Consider the following 25403-nt stretch of genomic DNA (forward strand, 5'->3'; position numbering starts at 1 on the left):
CATAGGGTTTAATTTCAGGCCTCTAATACATTAGCTATGCAGCAAACTTACAGCACATCGCCAGTCTTATACCTGAACACGCTGGAGCATGAAGGAAAACAGTTTATGCGCCTATGGTACAAGCCTGATCACCGAATTACCAAGCTGTTGAAAGACAGCGATGTAGCTAAGTACAGCAAAACCTACAAGTGCTACGTGACGCACAAAACACCGGAGGCAATTGAGTTGCTGCACAGGCACTTTCAGGGAGTGGCGTTGGTGGATGTGCGCTACCTCAACAGACCCAAACGGCTTCGGCCAGCTATGGGCGCGGTAGTTACTTCGGGCAACCTGCAGTCCGAGCCGCTGGCCAAGCTGCCTGAGCTCCCCATCATACGCCTGCAGCCGCTGGAGCACGAAGGGAAGACGATTATCCAAATCTCTTTTCCCTTTAACGAGCTGATATACAAAACCCTGAAGTGCAGTTCCTGCTGCCAGTGGCTGCCCGAGCCGAGGTGCTTTGCCGTGGGCACCGACGCCAAAAACCTACACCAACTGCTCGACGAGGTGCAGGAACAGCGCAGGTGTGGCTCGCGGCCACTATGCATATCCGGGACATGAGTATACTGCGCAGGCTCTGGGAACAGACCTACCTGAAGGATACGGATTACATCACCTGTCCGCTACCCTACCTGGAGAAGCTGTACCTGCTCAATTATTCCCTGAACACTATCCGCACCTACCACAGCCTGCTGCTGCGATTTTTTAATGGTCACCGTGACAAGGGTCTGGAGGCCATCAATGGTTTTGGCACGGGGGAAATAAACGAGTACCACCGTCAGATGGTGCAAAGCCAGAAATACTCTTTCTCGCTCATTAATCAGTCAATCAATGCCATAAAGTTCTACTTCCACAGGGTGCTGGGTCGACACACGCTCGATCTCAGCCAGGTAGAGCGACCTGAGAAGCCCTCCAGGCTACCGGCCGTACTCAGCAAAGAAGAGGTAAAGCGGATACTGCAGGCAACCGATAACCTAAAGCACCGCTGCATGCTGCAACTGCTCTACGCGGGCGGTTTGCGCATTGGGGAGGTGATCAATCTGAAAATCACCGATGTGCAGTCGGGTAGGAATATGCTGCTCATACGCGGGGGCAAGGGCAAGAAAGACCGCACAACACTGCTATCGCAGAAGTTGCTTGAAAGCCTGCGGGAATATTACAAGGCTTATCGCCCTAAGATATGGTTGTTTGAGGGGCAGCATGGCGGGCAGTATACGGTGGAGAGCTTACGCAACGTTTTCAGGGCGGCTAAGGAGAAAGCGGGCGTGCGGACCAAAGCTACCCCGCATACGCTGCGTCACTCATTTGCGACTCATCTGCTGGAGCAAGGCACTGATCTAAGGTACATCCAGACATTGCTCGGGCATAGAAGCAGCAAAACCACGGAAATATACACCCATGTGACAAGCTATGCGCTGGACAAAATCACGAGTCCGCTTGATAATCTATGAAAATGGGCTATATTAGCTTAACCATATACAAAGAGGTAGAAACGTTGCACGAAAGCTCAAAAAAATAAGCTGACTTAGACAAAACTACCTTCGCATATATGGCAGATAAACGTCACGGTGACGTTTACACAGTAGTTAGAAGTGATTAGAATTATATAAAATGGAAGGGTTTGTTTCTCTATTTCTCTTTATTGTCTTTCCAGTCATTGGCATAGGTCTCATTGCGACTATCTTTTCAAACAAGTATAGTAGCAGGAAGAGTAGGTTTATTTTTGGCGTCCTGTCTTTGTGTATACCTGTATTATACCTGTTTTCGAGCTTCGAGCATCACAATAAAACCAGAGGATTGATTTACGGGGAGTATAGCTTAAAGGGAGAAAGACAAATTAAGATGGTTCTCAAAGCTGACAGCACGTACCAAATGGATTATTTACCTGAGTTGTCTCAGTATGCTAAAGGTAGATGGGAGTACATTGACTGGGACTACTACGAATTGAAACTAAAACCTGAAGAAAATCTGAATCAAGAGATAAGCTTTAGGATAAGTAGTGAAAAAGATAATGTAGTCCTGCGATACTATCCCTGGAAAAAGGAAGACCCGAAGTCACAAAGGGAATTGGTATTCATAAAAGAAGAAAAATAAACTCTCCTAACACGGCACAAGCTCCATTCTCGGCTATGCCTCGCCCGCAGCCTGTACTAACCGTTAGAAGAGATTTAGAACAAAATTTCATCTTTAAGTTACCATAACGGTAACTTTTTTCTTTATATTTGAGTTCTAAAATAAAGAAGTGAGAGTAATAGCAAAACGGACACTGCGGGATTTTTGGGAAAAGCATGCCGATAGTGAGCAGCAGCTAAAAGCTTGGTATAGCGAGGCAGAGCAGGCTGACTGGAAGTCCCCGAACGACATTAAGAAAGACTACCCATCAGCTAGTATACTGGAGGATAACAGAATGGTCTTCAACATAAAGGGGAACAACTATAGGTTAATCGTCCGAATCAACTACAAGTATGGAGTTGTCTGGATACGGTTCATCGGAACACATGCTGAATACGACAAGGTTGACGCTACTAAAATTTAAAGAAAAAGAAATGAATATTAAGCTGATAAAAACAGAAGAAGATTACCAATTGGCCCTGCAAAGGCTGGAGGAGATATTTGACGCAGAACCGGACACCCAAGAGGGCGATGAACTGGAGGTACTTTCTTTCCTGATTGACTCCTACGAAAAGGAGCATTTCCTGATTGAGGCACCAGACCCGATAGAAGCAGTAAAGTTCAGAATGGAGCAGCTTGGAATAAAGCAGAAAGACTTAGCCGAAGTGCTGGGGTTCAAGAGTAGGGTAAGTGAAGTGTTGAACAGAAAAAGGAAACTCACACTCGAAATGATAAGGAATCTGCATAAGACCTTGAATATTCCAACAAACGTGCTCATTCAGGAATACTAAAAGAAAAACACCCTTCTAACACTATATATACAAATCCCTTGCTACGCAGCGGGCTATGCATTTACCAATCGTTGGCAGCAAAGCTAATGTATAGAAACACAAAATTTCAATTATCTAGTAGAGTTTTAAAATAGGAAATAACTAAAACTAATCGAAGATGTATGGCTTTGTAAATTCCAATTTAGGCTGGTTTCACTTGGCTACTGCCTTATTAGCTATGCTAGCTGGTGCATTTGCCTTAGCTGCTAATAAGGGTACAGTGCAGCATAAAAGGGCGGGCTATGTTTATGTTTTTGCCATGGTTTTAATTTGTGGTTCTGCACTGGGTATCTATAACCTGACTGGAAGATTTGGGGTGTTTCATATAATGGCTATTGTTAGCTCCCTAACTTTGGTATTGGGAATGGCACCCTTGTTTTTAAGGAATTTGCCAAGAAAGTATAAAGCCGTTCATGTTTGGTTTATGTACTATTCGGTTCTGGGTCTCTATGCAGCATTTGCATCAGAGTTAAGTGTGCGAATTCCAGATAAGCCTTTCTTTGCAATGGTTGGAATTGCAACTGCTACAATATTCGGATTGGGAACTGCTTTTATCCTGAAAAAAGAAAGAATCTGGACCAAATACTTTGAGCAGAAACTCTACTGCCAACAAAGTGCATAATTTAGGTTCGGCTACGCCTTCCCACATTATGGCACCAGTACGGTGCCACTACATCAGAGAATCAAACTTTGGGTCAAATAGCAGATGAATAAAATCAATGTAAAAAAGAAGCAGGTCCTGCAAATAAAGGGTGACTTATATAGCAAAGCTTATATTGTAGAGTCTGGTTTACTCCGAAGCTATACCATTGATGAAAATGGGAAAGAGCACATTTTTATGTTCGGGCCTGAGGGTTGGATAGTTACCGACTATGCTTCGGGAGATGAACCATGTGATTTATATATTGATGCCTTAGAAGATTCAGTAGTTATCCAAATTGAAAAAAACACCGAGTTAGATTTCGACCAAAAGAAATTCATAAAGCGGATCAGGGTGCTGCAAAGCAGGATTATTATGCTTATGAGCGCATCCGCAATTGATCGCTACGAACACTTTATTTCAACTTACCCTACCATTGTACAAAGAGTACCTCAGTACATGATCGCCTCCTACCTAGGGATTACCCCTGAAGCACTGAGTGCCGCTAAAAGCCAGCGCCTGAAATCTCAGAAATAGTTTATCCGTTTTCTTAATCTACATTAATGTATAGCCATTCTTGCTCCCTGATCTTTGTATCGTAATTAAATTTTAAACGATTAAGATCAGAAAGAATGAATGTAGTACTGTGGATAGTCCAAGGTTTGTTAGCGCTTATGTTTTTCATGGCCGGAGCAATGAAGCTCAGTAAACCCAAACAAGAGCTAAGTGAAAAATTAGGAGACTGGATAGACCAATATACTGGCGTCAGCATTAAGTTAATAGGCTTTGTAGAGGTGTTAGGAGCTATAGGCATCATCCTGCCAATGGCCATTGGTGTCCTTCCCATATTAACCCCTTTAGCTGCAATAGGACTTGCCATGACTATGGTCGGGGCTATGCAAATTCACTATCAGCGAAAAGAAAAAAGCAAGACCGTAACAAACCTGGTTTTGATGTTGCTCGCTTTGTTCGCAGCAATTGGAAGGCTATACATTGTTCCAATCATATAGGCAGGTCTTAGAAATGGTAATCTTAAACTGAAACGTATGAAAGGCAAAATATTAGCAATTGAAGCGCTGCAACTACCTTGGCAAACTGAGGATCCCTTTTTGTTGGCTGTGCATCATCTTGATCACTACCCAAAAGGAAACGAGAAAATGGGGGTAGAGCAATCTGAGTTAGCAGGCAGAAACATAGGGCATGACTTTGCCGGGCAGAATGGTTATAACATGTATCATGGCAAAACCATACCCGGGTTTCCATATCATCCGCACAGAGGTTTTGAAACAATAACGATTGGAAAGCAAGGTTTTGTAGACCACACTGACTCTCTTGGGGGGGCAGGGAGGTTTGGTGCAGGCGATCTACAATGGATGACAGCAGGAAAAGGAATTCAGCACTCCGAAATGTTTCCGCTCCTTCACTCGGATAAGCCCAATACACTGGAGATTTTTCAAATCTGGATAAACCTGCCCAGTAAGAGCAAACTGGTAGAGCCTCATTATAAAATGCTATGGAAAGAGAGCATTCCAAAAATTGATGAAATTGATGACAAAGGGAAGAAAACAACCCTTGAGGTTTACGCAGGTAGCTATAAATCTAACCTGGCACCACAACCAACACCAGACTCCTGGGCGGCCAACCCTGATCATGGGGTAGCCATTTTTAGTGTAAAAATGGAAGCCAATGCCCAATGGATACTTCCTGCACCAGCAAACGAGCAGGTGCGCAATACGCTATACTTTTACAGTGGGAACTCAATTGATGTAGAAGGTGAAAAAATTGCAGTAAACCATCTTGTAAAAGTGAAGCCAGGCCAGCGTTTGCACATTACCAATGGCGATAAAGAAGCTGATCTCCTCATACTCCAAGGGAAACCTATCAATGAGCCCATAGCGAGCCGTGGTCCCTTTGTAATGAATACCGAAGAGGAATTAAACCAGGGATTTGCAGAATACCGGAAAACTCAATTTGGCGGGTGGCCATGGCCTGCAACTGAACAAGTTTTTGATCGGGCGAAAGGACGGTTTGCGAAATATGCCGATGGTACAACCGAAGAAAAATAAGCCTTCTAATCATGCAAAAGAAAATTAGCTTTTCAAATACAGCACAAAGTAGTTCGGTAGGTGGCACACCCATCAGTCGCTTTTTGCCTAACGGTTATACGCAAGCTGTTGGGCCATTTATCCTCCTGGATCAGGCGGGGCCCATGAAGATAAATAGTAGCGAATCTGGGGGCACAGGCCCTCATCCACATCGGGGCATTGCTACGTTAACGTACGCCATCACGGGCCAGATTGATCACTTTGACAGTTTAGGGAATCATGCCATAGTAAGTTCTGGTGGTGTGCAATGGATGAATTCAGGCAACGGGATTGTTCATGACGAGCGGTCAAAGGCTAGTGGTGATTCCAACCAAAAGGAAATGTATGCCTTTCAGTTTTGGATTAACCTGCCTTCAAAAATAAAAGCAGAAAAACCGGAGTACCTGCCTGTACATGCGGAGGAGGTTCCCGAAAAACAACTTGCGGAAGAGGCAGGTGTTGTTCGGGTTATTGTGGGGAGTTATCAAGAATTGACATCCAAAATACCCACCTACACCAAGCAGTTCTTATTTCATGTTGTGCTAAACTCAGGAAAAAAAATTAGCATAGACTTTTCGCAAAAATTAGAAGTTGCGGCCGTTTTGCCAACGGCTTCGGCAATAATCAATGCTGAAAGTTTTAGAGCAGGTGAATTAATTGCCTTTGACAAGGAAGCCGGAGTAATTGAGATAGAAAACTTATCTGACGAGACGCTGGATATTCTGCTATTTGGTGGAGAAACATACGGAGAGCCTATGGTATCACAAGGTCCTTTTGTAATGAACAGCCAAGAAGGTGTTGTGCTAGCATATGAAGATTATGCTAATGGGAAATATGGGGAAATATACTATCCTTAAAACGGATACTTTCAACGTATTATCTTAGACTTTTTTTTTGAAGTAACTACCACTCTAAAAACGGCACACAACGATGGGTATAACACATAGGGCGGACAGAACTATCTGTAAGTTCAGGGTTCGTAGCAAACTTTGCCTCGGTAGACAATTCCGAAATAGCTTACATTTCATACCCGAGACCCTTGACTTAACCTATAATCGCAAACAAGTGCAGCTATTTATTTCTTGTATGGATAAGCCAATTATAGAACAAGAAATATGCTAAGTGGTAAAAAGAGGGAAAACTACTAAAAAAGCGAACAGATAACATACGCAGTGAAGATCGACTTATTGAAGCGCTATATTCAGCGGAACGTAAAATTTTCAGATCACGAACTCGAAGCATTTTGCGCCTGCTTTCACCCTAAGGTTGTCAGGAAGAATGAGTTTCTGCTGCGGCAAGGCGAGTTGTGCAAATTTGAAGGCTTTGTGGTGGAAGGTTGCTTCAGGGTTTTCAACTTAAATGAAAACGGAAAGGAAAACACCCTATACTTTGCGGCTGAGGAGTGGTGGCTGATGGATATAGACAGTTTCATGAACCAAACCCCTGCAGATTTAAACATGCAAGCGTTGGTAGACAGTACAGTGCTTGTCATTAACAGGCAGGACAAACTGAAGCTATATGAAGCCTTCCCTGCTGTAGATAAACTCTTTCGCGTCATCTTCCAGAAAGCACTGGTGTCTTACCATAGGCGTGTCATTCAAAGCCATAGTTATACTGCAAAAGAGCGTTATTCCCATTTCGTGCAAACCTACCCGCATATTGCCGCTAAACTCACCGATAAGCAAATCGCGAGTTATCTGGGTATACGGCATGAGTTTTTGAGTAAGATCAAGAATAGTTAAGCATAAAAGCGGGAAGAGTTGAACTTCTTCAACTCTTTCCGCTTTTAAAATGCAGTTCTTTGCCTCATCTAATACGACAGTAAAAAATAGTTTTTAGAAATGGAAAACTTGAAAAACAGAAAAGCGATCATAACGGGCGGAAGCAGAGGATTAGGCAAGGCTACCGCCATAGCATTTGCGAAAGAAGGAATTGACGTTGCCATAACAGGCAGAAATGAAGCGGTGTTGCAGGCAACTGTAGCCGAGTTAAGCGCTTATGGGGTAAAAGCAATTTACGCTGTGTTTGATGTGGGCAATTATGAGGAAGTAAAGGCCGGCATCAAAACGATTATCGACACATTCGGGTCGGTGGATATATTGGTGAATAACGCAGGCATTGCAGCATTCGGAACCTTAGAGGAGATGCCGGTTAGCCAGTGGACCCAAATCATTCAGACCAACCTCCTGGGTATGTACTATGTAACGAAAGAAGTTTTGCCACACCTGTTAACCCAAAAGTCAGGCGACATTATCAATGTAGCCTCCACGGCTGGTTTAACCGGAAACGCATCAACCTCAGCTTATTCTGCCTCTAAATTTGCAGTAATCGGTATGTCAGAGTCGTTGATGAAAGAGGTCCGTAAGCAAAACATCAGGGTTACCACGCTGACACCGAGCACCATTGCCTCTGATATGTCTATAGAGCTGGGCATTGCTTCCCGCGATTCGGAAGACAGCGTGTTGCAGCCAGAAGATTTTGCCGAATTGATTGTTGCCGGTTTAAAGCTGCCTAAGAGAGCGATGCTAAAAAGCGCCTCTTTATGGTCTACCAATCCTTAATCTGGTATGTATAACTGGTGATAAAGCCGTTATAGGTATAAATAACTAAAAAAGGGGCAGATTACGATCTGTCCCTTTTGCTTTACTCCCTTAGCAATAAGTCATTCCTGATTTCCATACCCGTCATGTTGACCCTGACTGGCGATGATTCGAAGTAAAAATCTAAATTATATTGCACACAATATTGTTTTGCAAAATATGATTCATACCTTTGCATAAGCAATTGCCCCAGATACCCATGGAAGTACTCAAGCTGAAGAACCAAATATGCTTTCCTATTTATGCCTTATCCAGAGAGATAACGCAACTATACGGCAAGCACTTAAGCGAATTGGACGTTACCTATCCGCAGTATCTGGTGCTGTTAGTGCTGTGGGAGCATGACACCCAAACGGTAAACCAGATTGGAGAGAAGCTTTTCCTGGATAGCGGCACTTTAACGCCCTTGCTGAAGCGCATGGAGGCCAAAGAACTGCTTACCAGAAAAAGAAGCACAGTAGATGAGCGTGTAGTAGAGATCAGCCTGACTGAAAAGGGGTTGAGACTTAAGGACAAAGCGGCGTGTATCCCATCACAAATGTTTGATGAAATGAATATCACTAAAGAAGAAGTAGACGCAATACGCACCATCACGAATAAACTTTTTGCCTTTAATAATAAAAAATAAATCATTAAGGCTCTTCTGTTATTGGTTTACAATTAGTGCAACAAAGCCAGTAGGCATCAATAGGATCGAAATCTAAAGCGTACTAAACATTTAGAGAAGTACGCTATCATTTTAAATATAAATATTGCACACAATATAATTACACACAATCAAAATAATAAACTCAACGAAATGCAAGCAATGTACATGGCCGCAGCAACGGCAACAGGCGGAAGAAATGGCCAGGTAAAATCCGATAACGGAGTGTTAGATTTAGAAGTTAGAATGCCAAAGGCACTTGGTGGTGCTAACGACGACTTTACAAACCCAGAGCAGATTTTCGCGGCAGGCTACGCAGCCTGTTTCGACAGTGCCTTGAACCTTGTGATCAAACAGCTAAAAGTAAAAACCGGCGAAACGGCAGTTACGGCAAAAGTATCGTTAGGAGCATTGGGAGAGGGCAGATTTGGCCTTGGTGTAGCGCTAGAGATAAACATACCGGATGTAAGCGCCGAACAAGCGCAAACACTTGCTGAGAGAGCACACCAGGTTTGCCCCTATTCCAACGCGCTGAAAAATAACGTAGAGGTAACGCTTGCAATAACGAACAGCCAATACGCATAACCCTTGCAAGCCATTTATCTATGCTTCTAACTGCTAATTATTCTGCACAGGCATGACAGTAGTTTTTTATACCGGTATCATAGTGTAGGTTATAGTATAAACCAAAACAGCCCGTCCCATAGGATGGGCTGTTTTGGTTTAAGCAGTTGAGTATACCCTTCAAGTAAGTGTAAGCCAGTCGCTAATCCTTAAAATGTATACAGGATTCTGGAAAACGTATTCAATTACTAGCGTTAGAAGTAAGATCTTTGTAATAAGAAATTAGCACTATAAAGGATACCATTATGCAGCCAGTCACCACCATATCTTCCGTTCGCGACATGTACCGCCTGTTGGGGCTGGCGGGGCCGCAGCACCCACTCATAGCCGTTATCCATGCCGAAGACGTACCCACTAACATAGAAGCACCCAGTGACCGCTTCCTGCTCAACCTGTATATCATTGGTTTTAAAACCTCCGGAACAGGAAAGTTTTTCTATGGTCGCAATGCCTACGATTTCCAGGATGGCACCCTGGTGTTTACCGCCCCGGGGCAGGTGCTTGCCTTCGACAGCGACCACCTGGCCACACCGCCGGGGGCCGGTGGCTGGACGATCCTCTTTCACCCTGACCTGTTAAGGCACTCATCGCTGGGCCGCTCCATATCCGACTACTCCTTTTTTGACTACGACATAAACGAGGCCCTGCACGTAGCCGAAAAGGAAAAGAAGATGTTGCAGGAGCTGGTGAATAACATCAGTACCGAGATCGGCCAGAACATGGACAAGCATTCGCAGGAGCTGATTGTGCACAATCTCGAAAGCATTTTAAAATACAGCAAGCGGTATTACGACCGGCAGTTCTATACCCGCAGCAACCTGAATAAAGATTACCTGGTGCGGTTTGAACAATACCTCAAAACCTACTTCGCTTCGCCGGAACTGACAGAAAAAGGCTTGCCCACCGTGCAGCAATGTGGTGAGGCCCTACATATGTCGGGCTATTACTTAAGCGATTTGTTAAAAGCCGAAACCGGTAAAAGCGCCAAGGAGCACATACACTTATACCTGGTAGACCAGGCCAAAAACCTGTTGCTTGGTTCTACACGCTCGGTTAGCGAGATAGCCTACGAACTGGGCTTCGGATACCCGCAGCACTTCAGCAAATTATTTAAAGCGCAAACCGGTTATAGCCCCTCCGAATACCGCAACCTGAATTAGCAGCGTACGGTGGTAGAACGGATGTTCTAGAACATCATTCAGACCGCCTTTGCACAGAATATTATCACATGACAAGAACCCAAAAAGGGTTCATGCGGGCAGATATTGCCCTACTGAGCCTTATTATACTGATCACAACAACAGGATGTATCTATATGCAGCTACCACAATTTGGAAAAAAACCTACGGGGCAGCGCCTCGAACGCATCAAACAATCACCTAATTTCCGCGATGGCAGGTTTCAAAACCTGAGCCCCACAACCACGGTGTCGGAGGGGTATAGCTATGCGGGTGTGATGTACGATTATTTATTCGGGAAGAAGCAGGATGTAAAGCCCGACCATACTATTCCTGTGGTAAAAACCGACCTGCAAAACTTGCCTGCCGAAGATGTACTGGTATGGTTTGGGCACTCTTCTTACCTGTTACAAGTAGATAGCAAGAAAATTTTGGTTGACCCTGTGCTAAGCGGTTATGCCTCCCCGGTAAGTTGGACCACGAAGGCATTCGATGGCACCGATGTGTATAAGCTCGAAGACCTGCCGGCTGTGGATATCCTGCTCATCACCCACGACCATTACGACCACCTTGATTATGAGACTATGAAAGGCCTGAAAGATAAAGTGGGTATGGTGATTTGCGGGTTGGGTGTAGGCGCTCACCTGGAGCACTGGGGCTTTCCGGCAAACAGGATCATCGAAAAAGACTGGTGGGAAACGGTAGCCATCAGCGGCAACATGAACATACACCTTACACCGGCACGCCACTTCTCGGGCCGTGGGTTAAAGCGCGACCAAACACTGTGGACATCCTTCGTGGTGGAAACAGCTTCAAGGAAAATCTTCCTTGGCGGTGATAGCGGTTACGATTCACATTTCGAGACCATCGGGAAAAAGTTTGGGGGCTTCGACTTAGCCATTCTAGAAAATGGCCAATACAATGTAGCCTGGCACCAGATACATACACTACCCGAAGAACTGGTGCAGGCTGCCCAAGACTTGAATGCCAAACGCATATTACCTGTACACTCCGGCAAGTTCGATTTGGGAGGACACCCTTGGTACGAGCCTTTGGAAATGGCCTTTAAGTATGCAGCAGAAGCCAACCTGCCACTTGCCACACCCATGATTGGTGAATTAGTGCTGCTTAATGATAGCAGCCAGGTATTTACCCCATGGTGGCAGGGTATAAAATAAACCCAGGCCATAACACCAGGAATAACATTTAGTAACAATTAAAATTAAAAAGATGAATCAAAATACATTTGGAAAGCAAGGGTGGACACCCGATAGAATAAAAAGCTTACAAGGCAAAACCTACGTGATTACAGGCACCACAAGCGGCACGGGTTATGAGGCAGCGCGGATACTGCTATCCAGGGGCGCAAAAGTGGTGATGTTAAACCGCAATACCGGCAAATCAGAAGAGGTGATGGCGACTTACAGAAAAGAACTCGGTGATGGCATCGATGTTTCATTTATCCGGATGGATCTGGCAGAACAGGCTTCTGTAAAAAAAGCTGCAGCCGAGGTGCTTGAAAAAGTGACGCATATTGATGCACTGATTTGCAATGCTGCCATTGCCCAGGTGCCAAAGCAGAAACTTACCGTTGATGGCTTTGAAAGCCAGCTTGGCGTGAACCACTACGGCCACTTCACGCTTCAAGGCCTGCTCTTTCCATTGATTGAAAAGTCCATGGGGCGGATTGTAGTGGTGGGCAGTGAAGGCTATAAAATGGGCCTGAAAACCATCAAGTTTGACGATATGAACTGGGACAGGGACTACACCGGAAACGATGCCTATAGCCAGAGTAAATTGGCGCAGATAATGACTGTTTATGAGCTGCAGGACAGGTTGATGGAGGCTGGCAACACGAATGTAAAAGTATATGCTTGTCACCCCGGCGCTTCTTCTACTTCTCTGATCAAAACCAGCGGCAGTCTGATGACACGTTTCGTTTGGCAGCTGATAAAAATATCGCCATTGGTACAGTCAGCGGAAAAAGGCGCTTATCCTATGTTGATGTGCGCCACAGAGCCCAACCTAGTCCAAACCGCCTTCTATGGCCCTACCGGAAGAAATTATTGGACAGGCCCTGTTGGCGAATGCAAGTTAGAGCCACATGCCAAGGATAAACCTGTTGCAGTTGAACTGTGGACTTTATCAGAAAAAGTAACAGGTATAACACTCCAGGTGAAGCAGCATGCCATTGAAACAGTTTAAATGAACCTTTTAAAAACTTAACAACATGGATATTTTAAAAGCAGCAACAGACTGGGCTAAAGCCGAACTTTTTTCTACGCCCTTTTTCATTCTTTTCGGACTGGCGTTTATGGCAGGAAGCCTTGGGTTCTGGCAATTGGGAAAAACCGACATAGCAAGGGCCTACATCATACCCACTTTGGTTGCAGGTGTTTTACTCCTAACCATAGGGCTTGGCTTATTTTTCACCAACAAATCAAGAATAACGCAGTTTGAGAAAGCTTATAATACAGATGCGTCGGCTTTTGTAGCCTCCGAAATTGTGCGTGCAGAAAGCACGTTAAACGAGTACAAAACCATCGTTTTCAAGATTGTGCCTCTCATAATTATTGCGGCAGCCTTGATCATCATCTTTATCAATACGCCAACCTGGCGGGCCATCAGTATCACTACTATAGCCATGATGATTGTTATTTTACTGATAGATGGAACGGCCCATGCCCGTATTGACGCTTATCACAAACAATTAATCATGCATCACAAATAGTTTGACGCCTTTATCAGCTAGCTAAATATGGCTGACACAGCTTTATCAAAAGGTATGAAAGTAATTCTTACAGGTGCCACCGGAATGGTAGGCAAAGGCGTTTTATTAGAATGCCTGGACGATATCCGGATAGAGCAAGTGCTTTTGATCAACCGGTCTCCAATAGACATTGATCACCCTAAAATGAAGGAGATTCTTCACAGCGATTTCACAGATTTTAGCTCTATTCAGAATGACTTTGAGGGTTTTGATGCTTGTTTTCATTGCATGGGGGTATCTTCTGCAGGTATAAGCAACGAAACCTATTATAAGCTAACATATTCCGTTACGGAAGCACTGGTTGATGCCGTTTACAAGGCCAACCCCAACATGTTTTTTACTTATGTCTCGGGGGCAGGTACAGACAGCACCGAAAAAAGCAGCACCATGTGGGCGCGGGTAAAAGGTAAAACCGAAAATATGATTTTCAACAAAGGTTTTAAGGATGCCTATGCATTTCGGCCGGGAGTGATTCTGCCCGAACGTGGCGTTAAATCAAAAACAACCCTCTACAATTCAATGTATATCCTTACCCGACCTATTTTTCCTTTTTTAAAGAAAATGAAATCGGTAACCACAACCATAAACATCGGCAAAGCCATGGTTAATCTGATTGGTCATCCTCAGGACTTAAAACTTCTGGAAGGAGATGATATTAATCGGCTGGCGAATAAGTAGAAAGTAACTCAAAGCACCCATTTTGTGTGTGAGCTATAGCGGTTTGGGGCTGACTTAAACCGGTTTTTTGTTTTAATCAGTATATTAGGAAATAAAATATTGAAAAATAAAATCCGCTTTTGTTCATACTCTGACCATTAGCAGTAAACGACAACGATTATGAGAATATTAATTATAGGAGGAAAAGGAACAATTGGAAAGCCCGTAGCGGAACACTTCCAAAACGAGAACGAAGTGATTGTGGCAGGCAGGAGTAGTGGAGACATTAACATTGATATAGCCGACGCTGACTCCATCGAAAAAGGATTGAAAGCCCTGAAAAAAGTTGACGCTATTATCTGTATTGCAGGCGAAGCTAAATGGGCCGACTTTAATGATCTTACTGAAGACGATTATTATATCGGGCTGAGAAGTAAATTGATGGGGCAGGTAAACCTGGTTCGGATTGGGAAAGACTATTTAACCGAAGGCGGCTCGATCACGCTCTCAACCGGAATATTAGCAGACGACCCTGTGGCCAAAACGACAAGCGCGGCGATGGTAAATGGTGCAATTCACAGTTTCGTTAAGGCAGTGGCATTAGAAATTGAAAAGGGCATTCGGGTAAATGCGGTATCGCTGGGCATGGTGGAAGATGCCTATGACAAGTACAAGGCTTATTTCCCGGGACACAACCCCGTACCTATGAAGAAAGCAGTCAATGCTTTTGTGAGAAGTGTTAATGGGAAGGGCAATGGGGAGATTATCCGCGTGTATGAATACTAGACGGTAAAGGCATTAGATGGCTGGAAAAACAAATTTATCTGACTTGGTAAAAGGCATGGCCCCCAGACTTAACGTTGGAGAATATGTCTTTTGTGCCGTCAACAATTTGAGCGAGATTGATCGTGAAAGCACTATCTGTGAATTCAAAGAAAATAAGATACCACAATCATGATTGAATAAAGTGAAACATACACCCATCAGGTTTCCATACCTATTTTTACTCCTCATCACTATACAAGTGCAACAATTATCCGTGCAAAATTTGTAAAATTTAATAGGATTTCTATCTTGGATAATTCCTGACCAATCCTATAAGCTAACATGCAAATTATCAAAAAAAGATAAATCACCTTTATGGGTGGATTTCTCTATTTTTTTAATACTGATAGCGATTTCCTACTTCAAGCCCATACCATTCCCTTGGAAAGTACCTGCGATTGCCTTTATAATTATCATTTATATACTTTACTTTTATAAAGACCTGAAGCCGATAGGTTTAGGTCAACTCAGATGGAAAGAAACCCTTCTGTGGGGGGCAGCTATTGCGCTGACTATAGTGGTAGGAGTCAGTAACATTTTTAATCCCATCATGGAGCGCTTACTAGACCACCAGGTGGATGTTTCTGCCTATGGTCCGTTGAAGGGAAATTCAGAATTTGTCTTAGATTACTGGTGGAAAGCAATGATAAGTGCGGCTATCGCAGAAGAAATCTTCTATCGTGGCTTTACCTTCTACTTTCTGGAAAGAGTATTCAACAATTTCAAGTACCACCAACATGTAATCGTTTTGCTGACAGCTCTTTATTTCGGGTTTTCTCATAGTTTTCAAGGTATAACCGGTGTGCTGGGCATTATGGTGGCTGCCCTAGTATTTGGAAGTGGGTACTACCTGAGTAGAAAAAATCTATACGCACTGTTTTTAGCCCATGCTTTAGTTGACAGCTGGTCATTATTCTCATTATACAAAGGTGGGATCAGCTTATTTTTTTAACCCTTGGCCTATCCAGGCACGGCTATCTGAATCTATTCCGCTATTGACATTAGGTGAGGCAATTTTTCATTTCCGCGACATTAAACCTTTTTCACAGGTATAGCTCTAACCGAAAATCGGTAAACTCATGGAGCAAAGAGCATTAGACCGCAAACTGCAGCACCTGTACTGGCGTGCTGGTTTCGGGCCAACCTACCGCCAAGAAAATGCACCTGGCAGCATTAAACAAGCAGTCCGGCAAATGCTGCGCGATGCACAGCACCAGCAACCATTGCTTCAACCCGCCTACAGACCGCTAGAGGAAGGGCAGAACAGCATGCTGGACGCCAACGCACGACTAAAGCAACAGCGGGAACGCAGGCAGTCCATCGAACAGCTCAACTATACCTGGCTGAACCAAATGGTCACGGCACGGGAGCAGTTGCGCGAAAAAATGACCCTGTTCTGGCACGGGCATTTTGCCTGCCGCCTGCGGGAGCCCGGCCTGATGCAACTCCAAAACAACACCCTGCGGCAGCATGCGCTAGGTAAGTTCCCAGATCTACTGCTGGCCATATCCAAAGACCCAGGTATGCTACAGTTTCTCAACAACCAACAAAACCGCAAGCGGAGCCCCAACGAGAACTTTGCCCGGGAAGTGCTCGAACTGTTCACGTTGGGCCGCGGCTACTACACCGAACAGGATATTAAGGAGGCGGCCCGCGCCTTTACCGGTTGGGGTTACAATGCCAAAGGTGAGTTTGTGTTCAGGGAGCGCCAGCACGACGCCGGGCCTAAAACTTTTATGGGGCATACCGGAAATTTCACTGGCGAGGATATCCTGAAATTGGTGGTGCAAAATCCGCAGACGGCTACCTTCATCACCCAGAAGCTTTATACCTATTTTGTAAGTGATTTGCCGGATACACCACGTATAGCCAAGCTCAGCGCCTGGTTTTACAAATCGGGGTATGACATTTCGGGTTTGCTGGAGCGCATGTTCACGGCCAAGTGGTTTTATGAGCCTGCTCTAGCCGGTGCCAAAATTAAATCGCCGGTAGAGTTGCTGGTGGGTTTGCAGCGTCAGTTTGCCGTAGCCTATGCCGACTCCCGCAGTCCGTATGTGTTGCAGCGGGCGCTGGGGCAGGAACTGCTGCAACCGCCCAATGTCGGCGGCTGGCCCGGTGGCCGTAACTGGATCGACAGTTCCACGCTGGCCTATCGTCTGCGTATAGGGCCTGCGCTGCTGCAGGACGCGGCGCTAGCGGTATACCTGAAACCCGATGATGACAGTGAACCCTCGAAGCCGACGAATGGGCGCAAAGACGGGCTACGCATCGCTCGGGCCAAAGCCAGCATTGTAGGCTTAGAAAAAAGACTGGAGAAGGTGAGTGACGATGCGCTGGTAAGTAGCATCAGCCAATTACTCCTCCAGGTGCCACTTAAACCGGAAACGAAGCAGCTCATCGAGCAGGGTATACCTGCTACTGCTTCCCGAACAGAGAAAATTCATCAGATCGCGCAGTATATGCTGTCCTTACCCGAGTACCAGTTATGTTAGGCCTTTCATAAGAAAAATCAACGCCATGGCGACCACATCAAGAAGAGATTTTATCAGGTTATCGGCGCTGGCATCGGGTATGCTGCTGGTGCCTAATTTTTTGCACGGACTCGATAAGCACGGGATGCCGCTGATGCCGGGATCCAACGGCAAAAGGCTGGTGGTGATCCAGCTCAGCGGGGGCAACGACGGCCTCAACACCGTTGTGCCATACCTAGATGACCTGTACTATAAGGCGCGTCCGGGCTTGGCTATACCTGCCAAAAAGGTGCTCACGCTGGATAGTGGGCTGGGGCTGAACCCTGCCATGGAAAAGCTACGCCTGCTTTACGAGCAAGGCCATGTGGCGGTGCTCAACAGCGTAGGCTACCCAGACCCGGACCGCTCGCACTTCCGTTCCATGGACATCTGGCAATCGGCCAGCGCCTCCGACGAGTACCTGCATACTGGCTGGTTAGGCCGTTACCTCGATTCTATACCTGGCGGGGCTGCCGCCCATTCCGCCATCGAGGTGGATGATATGCTGAGTCTGGCCCTGAAAGGGGAGCAGCGTATGGGAATTGCCGTGCAGGATGTGCAGCGCTTTTACCAGGCTTCCAATCAGGATTTCCTTCGCAAAGCAGCCGGACAGCATCAGGAAGCGCACGACCACCACCAGGTAGATTACCTTTACAAAACCCTGATCGAAACGCAGCAGTCGGCACGTTACCTACAAGAGAAGACGAAGGTATACCGTTCCAGACAGTCGTACCCCAAAGGGGAATTTGCCAATCATTTGAAAACTATTGCCGAGTTGATTTCCTCTGGTGTGGAGTCACGGGTATATTATGCCTCTCTGGGCGGTTTCGATACGCATGTGCGGCAGGAACTGCAGCAGGGACGACTATTGGAAGAGCTATCGGTAGGTGTATACAGCTTTGTGCAGGACCTGAAGCAGCATCGGGAATTTGACAATACCATGATCATGGTTTTCTCTGAGTTTGGCAGGCGGGTAGCACAAAACGCCAGCGGCGGCACCGACCACGGCACGGCCAACAACCTGTTCTTAATCGGGGGCGGACTGAAAAAAGCCGGTATGTACAATGAGGCACCCGATCTACAAAACCTGGACCAGGGCGACCTGATGTATCAAATTGACTTTAGGAATGTCTATGCCACGCTACTGCAGAACTGGCTGCAGGCAGATGCTGCGGGCATCCTGGGGGGCAACACAAAGATATTGTCCGGACTGATGTAAAGTATAGTAGAACTGCATGCATACTGCATAACGTGTATAAGTCGCTGGTATGATAGTAGCATGCAAATGGCCTACAAAAGTGTGTGGCACCCTTCCTGACAGAAATTGAACGGGACCGCATTAATCTCCTAGATATTTCAAATCAGGCGAAACAGTCCGGTATGGCGCGTATCTTTGTAAAGCAGGAGCATTTCGTGGTTCCACGATATGCATTAGAAGGAAACGCATATCCCGATAACTGGTTCGCTTACACAATGGGTATTGAAAGCCAGCCTTGTAATTTTCCATCTTTATAATTTGAAATAGAACCATGACCTATTCGCCCAATCCGGCACGCTATACCTCGATGGAGTACCGCCGCTGCGGTACCAGCGGATTGAAACTACCGGCTCTTTCACTGGGGCTCTGGCATAACTTCGGACATGTCGATACGCTGGCGAATGCACGCGAAATGCTGCGCTATGCCTTCGATGCCGGCATCACCCATTTTGACCTGGCCAACAACTACGGGCCGCCGCCGGGAGCTGCCGAGGAAAATTTCGGAAAGATTTTGAAAGAGGATTTTCAGGGGTACAGGGATGAGCTGATCATTTCGACCAAGGCAGGCTACAAAATGTGGGAAGGTCCTTACGGAGATTGGGGTTCCAAAAAGTACCTGGTTTCAAGTCTGGACCAAAGCCTGAACCGCATGGGCCTCGACTACGTGGATATATTTTACCACCACCGCCCCGACCCGGACACACCGCTTGAGGAAACCATGGCGACGCTTGATCTGGTAGTGCGGCAGGGAAAGGCCCTTTACGTGGGGATTTCAAACTATAAACCCGAGGAAGCCGCCCAGGCTTTTGAGATACTCCGCAGACTCGGGACACCCTGCCTGATTCACCAGCCTAAATACTCAATGCTGGAGCGCTGGGTAGAAGACGGCCTGCTGGATCTGCTGGAGCAGGAGGGGGTAGGCTGTATCCCATTCTCACCACTGGCGCAGGGCCTCCTGACTGACAAGTACCTGCAGGGTATACCTACCGACTCGCGCGCTGCCAAGTCGCACGGAAACCTGCAGCGGGATGCCGTTACAGACGAGCGAATAGCCCAAATTCAGGAGCTTAACCAGTTGGCGCAAGGCAGGGGGCAGTCACTGGCCCAAATGGCGCTGGCCTGGCTGTTGAAGGATGAACGGATTAGTTCGGTGCTGATCGGGGCAAGCTCTGTGGCGCAGTTAGCCGACTCGCTGCAAAGCCTGGCGAACACCCGTTTCTCGGACCAGGAGTTGAGGCAGATAGATGCCATTTTGAAACAGCAGACCTCTTAGTTTTCGCCTGCGCTACACCTGTCATGCGCCTTGCTGCAGTGGCCGCCGCCGGTCAGGGAGCTGCTTTTATAATAATGCAGTTTTATCGATAGCTTGTTTAGCATAATTCTAAATTGTTTGGTAACACCGGATTAATGAAACCAGTGAAGGGGTAGATAAAGTAAAAGCTAATAGAAATCAATGTTGAATTTCAAAACTTGAAGACTATGGAAGCGACTTGCAATAATTGTAATCACTGGGAACAAGACCCAAACAAAATTCAGATGCAAACAAAAGAATTCGGCGTATGCGATGAGCTCACCGGGCAGCATGCCTTGGAGCCATCTTACGTGCTCCCCCTGATCCATGAGGGGCCAGAGGACAAAAAGCCGAGACAGTTTGAGATGATCACCGGAGCTATGTTCGGCTGCAACCACTTCAGCGAACGCAAAAGATGGGTATAACAAATTACCGATTGATAAAATAAACCGAAACAGGCGCTGCTTTCCATTCCGGAAGACAGCGCCTGTTTCGGTTTAAAAACAAATGCCCCGCAGCTTACTGCAGGGCAAATGCCTAATCTAAACACAAACAACCAACACTATTTATTATTACTAAACTATTCTATTCTGTATTTGGGAAGGGGTCAATACCTCAGAAAAGGTTTGCTGCTCAGCCCGGACAAGCTTTCCAGAATACCCACGAAATAATCTCCGATCATGATGCCTGCGCCTTTTTCGAGCGCACTTGCGCCAGCTATGCAGGTAACGACTTCCCCGTCGATGGTGGCGTACTCCATCGAATCTTCCTCCTGATGACCGTTTCTGGGAGGCGCAAAGGTTGTTGATACGGCGCAGCAACCGCTCTCCAAGCCGGTTATTACTGCTGAGTTTTCATAGATGTCCATGTGACGTAGGGTTAGGGTTTTGTTATAAGGCAATACTACACAGTTTCGGCTGTATAAAAGAGGAATATTTGCATAGCACATAACTTGTGTCTTGCGTGTAATACATGGTATTTTATTTATCCGGAACGCGGCGTATGCAAAGTTTAGGGGTATATGCGGGATGTACGTAGAGGTTTGGCTCTGATCGGGAGACAAAAATTATGAAAAAGTAACAAATGGGTTTACCTTTTTTCCTGGGAAGCCTGCAGCAGGTAATAGCTGCAGGTCTGCAAAGCCAGTACGGTAAGGGATAAAAAAGCTCCCGGAAAGGCCACCAGCCACCAGGCAGCCGTGTTGGCGCGTATTCCGGAGATCATCCTGCCCCAACTCACCAGTTCCGTAGAAACACCTATATTCAGGAAAGAGAGCGTAGACTCGATCATGAGCAGGGCAGCCAGGCCGAACACAAAGGACACCGCCACGGGCGCCAGCAGGTTGGGCATGGCGTGTCGCCATATAAGTTGCCACTGCGTCACCCCACTGCTGATGGCAGCCTCAAAATAGGGCAATTCCTTTATGCGCAGCATCTCTCCCCTGGCCAGCCTGGCGGGACCTGTCCAGAAAGTCAGCACAAGCAGCGCCGAGAGCAGCAGGAGGGAAGGGGGAGCGAAAGCCGCCAGCACCAGGATGAATATAAGTTTAGGTATACTGGTCAGGGTTTCGATCAGTCGCAACACGATGTGATCGAAGGGAAAAGGAGTGGTCTTTTTGAGGCTGTCCCATCTCATCAGCATGGGTGCCCCGATAAACAGCAACACGCCAGGTATAGCAAAGGCCAGTATGGTCGGAAGTATGTAGGCACTCATATCGGCTTTGAGCAGCGCCAGTTGAAACGGGACATACAAGGTATAGTACGCCATAGCCACTAGGGAGGGGAGCAGCAGGAGTAACCTGGCATTGCTTATGCGTAACTTATGGTTGCCGAAAAGTCCGGCAGATGATCCCATGAAAAGACCCAGACCTGTCGCCAGAAGCATGACCGGCAAACTAATCATAAGCGCTGTCCGGGCTCCGTAGACGATATTCACCAGCACATCCCGCCCCAGGGCATCCGTTCCCAGCCAATGGAATGGGCGGTTTGCTGCATAGTGCTCCCAATGGAAGGGAGGGGCAAAGACTTTGCTCAGATCAAGCTCATTGGGCAGGAAGGGCAGCGGAAGCCAGGGGAGCGCAACCACCAGCAGCACCAGTACGCTCAGGTATAGCAAAGCCAACCTGAAAGCCAGTTTCGCCTTAAAGAGTGTCCCTATGGTTTCCATAAGTCTTCTCATGCGGCAGTATGTCGTATGCGCGGGTCTGCCAGGGCATAGAGCAGATCGGATAGCAAGTGCGCCAGCAGTTTAAAAAGCGCCACCAGCACCACGATCCCCACCATTACCGGATAGTCGCGGGCCATTACCGAGTCGATGAGCAGACGTCCGATGCCAGGTATAGCGAAGATGGTTTCGATGATAACGGCGCCTGCCACCAGGGCAGGTAGAAAATCGGATAGCAAAGTGATGATGGGAAGCAGGGCGTTGCGCAACATGTGCCGGCGGATCACGCCGCTTTCCGAAAGTCCCTTGGCCCGGGCTGTGCGGGTATAATCCTGGCTGGCCGTACCTGCCAGGGCATGGTAAAACTGGTTGGTAAGGTAGGGCAGGTTGGCCAGCACCAAACAAACCATCGGGAGGGCCATAAAAAGGAGCCATTGGTTCATGGCCTGCAGCCAGGAAAGGCTTACCTCTGTGTAGTAGCCCATGCCATACACCGGAAAAAGCTGCAGAAAAGCCGGGCTTGCCAGCAGGACCAGCAGAAGCATGGCCAGAACGAAAAGCGGAATACTATCCAGGAAAAACAAAGCAGGCAAAACCGACCGTCGCCAGATGCGGCCATGGCGTCTGACCATAAGCATGGCAAGTTCTAACGAAATCAAAGTAGCCAGTCCCATGCTGATAAACATAAGCCACCAGGTATTGCCGATGGCCTCCACCAGTAAGGCCACGACCGGACGTCCATCCCGGTAGGAAGTACCAAGCTCGCCTTCGAAGAGATGGCGCATCCAATGGTGGTATTGATTGTCTGGGCCATGCCAACGGAAATCGGGCAGCACATATGCATACTCTTCACGAGTGTCTAACAAGGTATGGGTGGAGGCTTGTAATCGGCGGAGTGGATCAGTTGAAGCCGCTAAGGTAGAAGCGATTGAATCGACCGCGCTACTCAATTGTTCAGAGCGGGTATGCTGGTACAAGGCATGCATGTGTGGCTGGATACTTTTTCGCTCGGTAGCGGTAAGCGAACCTTCCAATTGTTGCAAGCTCGAATAGAAAGCAGATACTAATGTCCAGTCGCCGTAGAGCCAGGCCATTCGTTTCAGGAAAAGGCGTTCTGTTTCAGGGTAGATCAAGTGAAGTGTATCAGGCTCGGGCAGGGAAGTGACGCTGAAATAAAAGAGCGGCAAGTCCTGGCCGGTTTTCCGGAGGTACTGGCGAAAGGCTTTCTCCCGGCTCTCCGGATCACCTTTGCTGTAGTAGCCTGCATCGGACTGCTGCAGCTGCTGGCTGCCATAAGTGCCCGGCATGAGCTTGCTGAGGAGAAACACCAGCGAGGCAATCAGCCAGAGCGCAGGTATAACCAGCAATAACCGTTTCAGCAGATAAGGCCCCATCGTTTCCTACTTTTTCAGCATAAAAGAACTGACATCATAATAAGGGGAAAGACCAGACACTTTGGTGTTTGAGAAACGGCGATGAATAGCCAGTTTTTCCTTGCGGTAATAGAGTGATACAAAAGCAGCTTCCTCGTGCAATATTGCCTGCAATTTTTTCAACAGGCGGGCTTTATCTGCTTCGGTCTCTGCTGTGTTGATGGCATCCAGTAACGCGTCGCTTTCCGGAGTGCCGAAACCGGTGGTGTTAAAGCCCCCCGGGCCAGCATAGGTGCTATGGAACAAAGGTTTGAAGTTGAACACGAAAGGGTTGCCTGATATGCCCCGGAAAAACATATCGAAATCGCGGCCATTGATCTTTTGGTTGAAGTAGTTGCTTTCCAAGGCCTGCACTGTTACAGGTATACCTGCTTTGGCTGCATGCTGTTGGAAGATAAGGGCAGACTGCTCATACACTGTGTTGCCTGCGATGTAAATGATTTCCAGCGTGAGTTGCTCTTTTTTCCCGTTTAGTTGGCGGAACCAACCATTCTGCTCCTTTATCCAGCCAGCAGATTTTAACAGTGCCATCGCCTTTTGCTCACTGAAGGTATAGGGAGCAAGGTTTTGGTGGTAGAATTTCTTCACGCTGGGAGGTATAGGCCCCACAGTCGGGGTCGCATAGGATTGCTGCGTGGCCTTGATAAGGTTTTCGACATCCAGCAGATGGGCAATGGCCTGTCGGGTGCGCTTGTCCTTTAGCTTGGGAGTTCGTGTATTGAGTCCGGCATACACAAGACTAAAGCCCTGAGGGGAAAACAGCTCATAGTCCTTTAAAAATACCTTGTCTTGGTTGAGTTGCACAAATTCTGTAACCGGAATATTATCCAGCACATCCAGTTGCCGGTTTTTAAGCGCCAGCAACGCGGTGGTGTTTTCTGGGATTACCTGAAAGCTGATTCGGGCAGGGTTGGCAGCCAGGTGGCGACCGTCTGCTCCTGTGGTGTTGCCCCACCAGTTATCTTTCCGCTTCACTGTCACATATTGGCCTTTTGCCCAGCGCTCCAAGGTATAGCCAGCACTGCCGCTCAGCAATTCTGTACTTCCAGGCGAGCCCATCCGATTCAGACGATCTGCAAGGGACTGTATACGGCCCTTGTTGCGAAGCACTATACTGCTATCTGCCAACGAGGGAAGTGCTATACCTGCAAACAAACCCTCCGGGTCGAGCAGATAGGCTGGAAGTATGAAAAAATCACCTGTGAGCAGTTCCATTTCAGGTGTATACCCGGTACACACCACTGTGAATTGCCTGGGGTTGGACTTATTCAGTACAATGTCCCGGATAAACTCAACTTGCGGACTTAAATTTTCATTATTGATAAAAGGAGCCTTCAACACCTTGAGCGTGAAAGCTACATCGGCCCCTGTAACAGGGCTACCATTGGCCCATTCAGCTTCCTCCCGAATCTGATAGGTGAAAAGCGTCAGCGAATCGTTACGCTCCACCTGCGGCATTGAGGAGGCCAAACCCGGCTTCAGCGTATTGTCGGCCAGATCAGTCGTTAAAAGGCTGTTGTATAGCAAGTTTATAATCTGCAGCGCCTCTAACTCACTGTAGCTAACAGGGTTGAGACTGCTGATGTCGGCAGCCAAACGAATTCTTATTTCATCGGGCTGCCGTTCCGGCTGATTACAAAAACTAAGTAATAAAAATAGGAGTGGGATTGCAGCTTTGAGCTTCTTCATTCAATTTTCTGGCCTTGTACTTCCATAATAGCAAAGGCAAGATAGGAAAATTGA

30 protein-coding genes are annotated in these 25403 nt (G+C 46.9%); 26 read left to right on the top strand and 4 right to left on the bottom strand.

The genetic code is table 11. The features are described from left to right. Positions 1-36 precede the first annotated feature (36 nt). The 26 genes from H9Q13_RS17950 to H9Q13_RS01780 all read left to right on the top strand — a co-directional run bounded on the left by H9Q13_RS17950 (position 37) and on the right by H9Q13_RS01780 (position 20489). Positions 37-600 carry a hypothetical protein gene (locus H9Q13_RS17950; protein WP_224744002.1) on the top strand — a complete coding sequence of 188 codons (564 nt, stop codon included), beginning with the start codon at positions 37-39 and terminating at the stop codon, positions 598-600. After that, positions 597-1490: a tyrosine-type recombinase/integrase gene (locus tag H9Q13_RS17955; protein WP_224744003.1), complete on the top strand. Its 894-nt coding sequence runs from the start codon at positions 597-599 to the stop codon at positions 1488-1490. The genes H9Q13_RS17950 and H9Q13_RS17955 overlap by 4 nt, the downstream gene beginning before the upstream one ends. Before the next feature lie 160 nt (positions 1491-1650). After that, positions 1651-2133, top strand: a complete 483-nt coding sequence (locus H9Q13_RS17960) for a hypothetical protein (protein ID WP_224744004.1) — start codon at positions 1651-1653, stop codon at positions 2131-2133. 148 nt (positions 2134-2281) lie between these two features. Continuing rightward, on the top strand, positions 2282-2575 hold the full coding sequence (locus tag H9Q13_RS01670) for a type II toxin-antitoxin system HigB family toxin (RefSeq protein WP_191182015.1): 294 nt from the start codon (positions 2282-2284) through the stop codon (positions 2573-2575). Positions 2576-2585: 10 nt separating this feature from the next. Next, complete coding sequence (locus H9Q13_RS01675) at positions 2586-2942, top strand: helix-turn-helix domain-containing protein (protein WP_191182016.1); 357 nt, start codon at positions 2586-2588, stop codon at positions 2940-2942. Positions 2943-3099: 157 nt separating this feature from the next. Further along, positions 3100-3603, top strand: a complete 504-nt coding sequence (locus H9Q13_RS01680) for a DUF2306 domain-containing protein (RefSeq protein ID WP_191182017.1) — start codon at positions 3100-3102, stop codon at positions 3601-3603. 84 nt (positions 3604-3687) lie between these two features. Beyond that, a complete protein-coding gene (locus tag H9Q13_RS01685; RefSeq protein WP_191182018.1) occupies positions 3688-4158 on the top strand; it encodes a Crp/Fnr family transcriptional regulator in 471 nt (156 codons plus the stop codon). A 95-nt stretch (positions 4159-4253) separates the two neighbouring features. Beyond that, the gene (locus H9Q13_RS01690; RefSeq protein ID WP_191182019.1) at positions 4254-4631 is read left to right on the top strand and encodes a DoxX family protein; all 378 of its coding nucleotides are present in this window, start codon (positions 4254-4256) and stop codon (positions 4629-4631) included. A gap of 36 nt (positions 4632-4667) precedes the next feature. Next, positions 4668-5687, top strand: a complete 1020-nt coding sequence (locus tag H9Q13_RS01695) for a pirin family protein (protein WP_191182020.1) — start codon at positions 4668-4670, stop codon at positions 5685-5687. 11 nt (positions 5688-5698) lie between these two features. Continuing rightward, complete coding sequence (locus H9Q13_RS01700; RefSeq protein ID WP_191182021.1) at positions 5699-6562, top strand: pirin family protein; 864 nt, start codon at positions 5699-5701, stop codon at positions 6560-6562. Positions 6563-6877: 315 nt separating this feature from the next. Next, positions 6878-7447, top strand: a complete 570-nt coding sequence (locus tag H9Q13_RS01705) for a Crp/Fnr family transcriptional regulator (RefSeq protein ID WP_191182022.1) — start codon at positions 6878-6880, stop codon at positions 7445-7447. A 99-nt stretch (positions 7448-7546) separates the two neighbouring features. Further along, positions 7547-8266 carry a 3-ketoacyl-ACP reductase gene (locus H9Q13_RS01710; RefSeq protein ID WP_191182023.1) on the top strand — a complete coding sequence of 240 codons (720 nt, stop codon included), beginning with the start codon at positions 7547-7549 and terminating at the stop codon, positions 8264-8266. Between the two features lie 238 nt (positions 8267-8504). Then, entirely contained in the window at positions 8505-8933 is a 429-nt protein-coding gene (locus H9Q13_RS01715; RefSeq protein ID WP_191182024.1) for a MarR family winged helix-turn-helix transcriptional regulator, read from the top strand. Positions 8934-9104: 171 nt separating this feature from the next. Beyond that, complete coding sequence (locus H9Q13_RS01720; RefSeq protein ID WP_191182025.1) at positions 9105-9536, top strand: organic hydroperoxide resistance protein; 432 nt, start codon at positions 9105-9107, stop codon at positions 9534-9536. Between the two features lie 284 nt (positions 9537-9820). Next, entirely contained in the window at positions 9821-10735 is a 915-nt protein-coding gene (locus tag H9Q13_RS01725) for an AraC family transcriptional regulator (RefSeq protein WP_191182026.1), read from the top strand. Positions 10736-10890: 155 nt separating this feature from the next. After that, positions 10891-11931: an MBL fold metallo-hydrolase gene (locus H9Q13_RS01730; RefSeq protein ID WP_224744005.1), complete on the top strand. Its 1041-nt coding sequence runs from the start codon at positions 10891-10893 to the stop codon at positions 11929-11931. A 52-nt stretch (positions 11932-11983) separates the two neighbouring features. Continuing rightward, positions 11984-12958 (top strand): SDR family oxidoreductase, encoded by a 975-nt coding sequence (locus tag H9Q13_RS01735; RefSeq protein WP_191182028.1) that lies wholly within the window; start codon positions 11984-11986, stop codon positions 12956-12958. A 25-nt stretch (positions 12959-12983) separates the two neighbouring features. After that, positions 12984-13484, top strand: a complete 501-nt coding sequence (locus tag H9Q13_RS01740; RefSeq protein ID WP_191182029.1) for a hypothetical protein — start codon at positions 12984-12986, stop codon at positions 13482-13484. A gap of 27 nt (positions 13485-13511) precedes the next feature. Next, entirely contained in the window at positions 13512-14201 is a 690-nt protein-coding gene (locus H9Q13_RS01745; RefSeq protein WP_224744006.1) for an NAD-dependent epimerase/dehydratase family protein, read from the top strand. 159 nt (positions 14202-14360) lie between these two features. Continuing rightward, on the top strand, positions 14361-14966 hold the full coding sequence (locus H9Q13_RS01750) for a short chain dehydrogenase (protein ID WP_191182030.1): 606 nt from the start codon (positions 14361-14363) through the stop codon (positions 14964-14966). Between the two features lie 16 nt (positions 14967-14982). Next, complete coding sequence (locus H9Q13_RS01755; RefSeq protein WP_191182031.1) at positions 14983-15138, top strand: ACT domain-containing protein; 156 nt, start codon at positions 14983-14985, stop codon at positions 15136-15138. A gap of 186 nt (positions 15139-15324) precedes the next feature. Continuing rightward, positions 15325-15957: a CPBP family intramembrane glutamic endopeptidase gene (locus H9Q13_RS18155; RefSeq protein WP_191182032.1), complete on the top strand. Its 633-nt coding sequence runs from the start codon at positions 15325-15327 to the stop codon at positions 15955-15957. A 127-nt stretch (positions 15958-16084) separates the two neighbouring features. Next, positions 16085-17497 carry a DUF1800 domain-containing protein gene (locus H9Q13_RS01765; RefSeq protein WP_191182033.1) on the top strand — a complete coding sequence of 471 codons (1413 nt, stop codon included), beginning with the start codon at positions 16085-16087 and terminating at the stop codon, positions 17495-17497. Between the two features lie 25 nt (positions 17498-17522). Further along, complete coding sequence (locus H9Q13_RS01770; protein ID WP_191182034.1) at positions 17523-18734, top strand: DUF1501 domain-containing protein; 1212 nt, start codon at positions 17523-17525, stop codon at positions 18732-18734. A gap of 310 nt (positions 18735-19044) precedes the next feature. Continuing rightward, complete coding sequence (gene mgrA, locus H9Q13_RS01775; RefSeq protein WP_191182035.1) at positions 19045-20046, top strand: L-glyceraldehyde 3-phosphate reductase; 1002 nt, start codon at positions 19045-19047, stop codon at positions 20044-20046. A 263-nt stretch (positions 20047-20309) separates the two neighbouring features. Further along, positions 20310-20489 (top strand): hypothetical protein, encoded by a 180-nt coding sequence (locus H9Q13_RS01780; RefSeq protein WP_224744007.1) that lies wholly within the window; start codon positions 20310-20312, stop codon positions 20487-20489. 182 nt (positions 20490-20671) lie between these two features. Here the strand turns inward: H9Q13_RS01780 and H9Q13_RS01785 are convergent, their stop codons facing one another. The 4 genes from H9Q13_RS01785 to H9Q13_RS01800 all read right to left on the bottom strand — a co-directional run bounded on the left by H9Q13_RS01785 (position 20672) and on the right by H9Q13_RS01800 (position 25349). After that, positions 20672-20932, bottom strand: a complete 261-nt coding sequence (locus H9Q13_RS01785) for a hypothetical protein (protein WP_191182037.1) — start codon at positions 20930-20932, stop codon at positions 20672-20674. Positions 20933-21153: 221 nt separating this feature from the next. Next, a complete protein-coding gene (locus H9Q13_RS01790; RefSeq protein WP_191182038.1) occupies positions 21154-22242 on the bottom strand; it encodes an ABC transporter permease in 1089 nt (362 codons plus the stop codon). After that, on the bottom strand, positions 22239-23621 hold the full coding sequence (locus H9Q13_RS01795) for an ABC transporter permease (protein ID WP_191182039.1): 1383 nt from the start codon (positions 23619-23621) through the stop codon (positions 22239-22241). Before H9Q13_RS01795 ends, H9Q13_RS01790 begins: the two co-directional genes overlap by 4 nt. A 6-nt stretch (positions 23622-23627) precedes the next feature. Continuing rightward, on the bottom strand, positions 23628-25349 hold the full coding sequence (locus H9Q13_RS01800; protein ID WP_224744008.1) for an ABC transporter substrate-binding protein: 1722 nt from the start codon (positions 25347-25349) through the stop codon (positions 23628-23630). Positions 25350-25403: the final 54 nt, after the last annotated feature.

The organism is Pontibacter aquaedesilientis (assembly GCF_014773225.1).
GTDB lineage: Bacteria > Bacteroidota > Bacteroidia > Cytophagales > Hymenobacteraceae > Pontibacter > Pontibacter aquaedesilientis.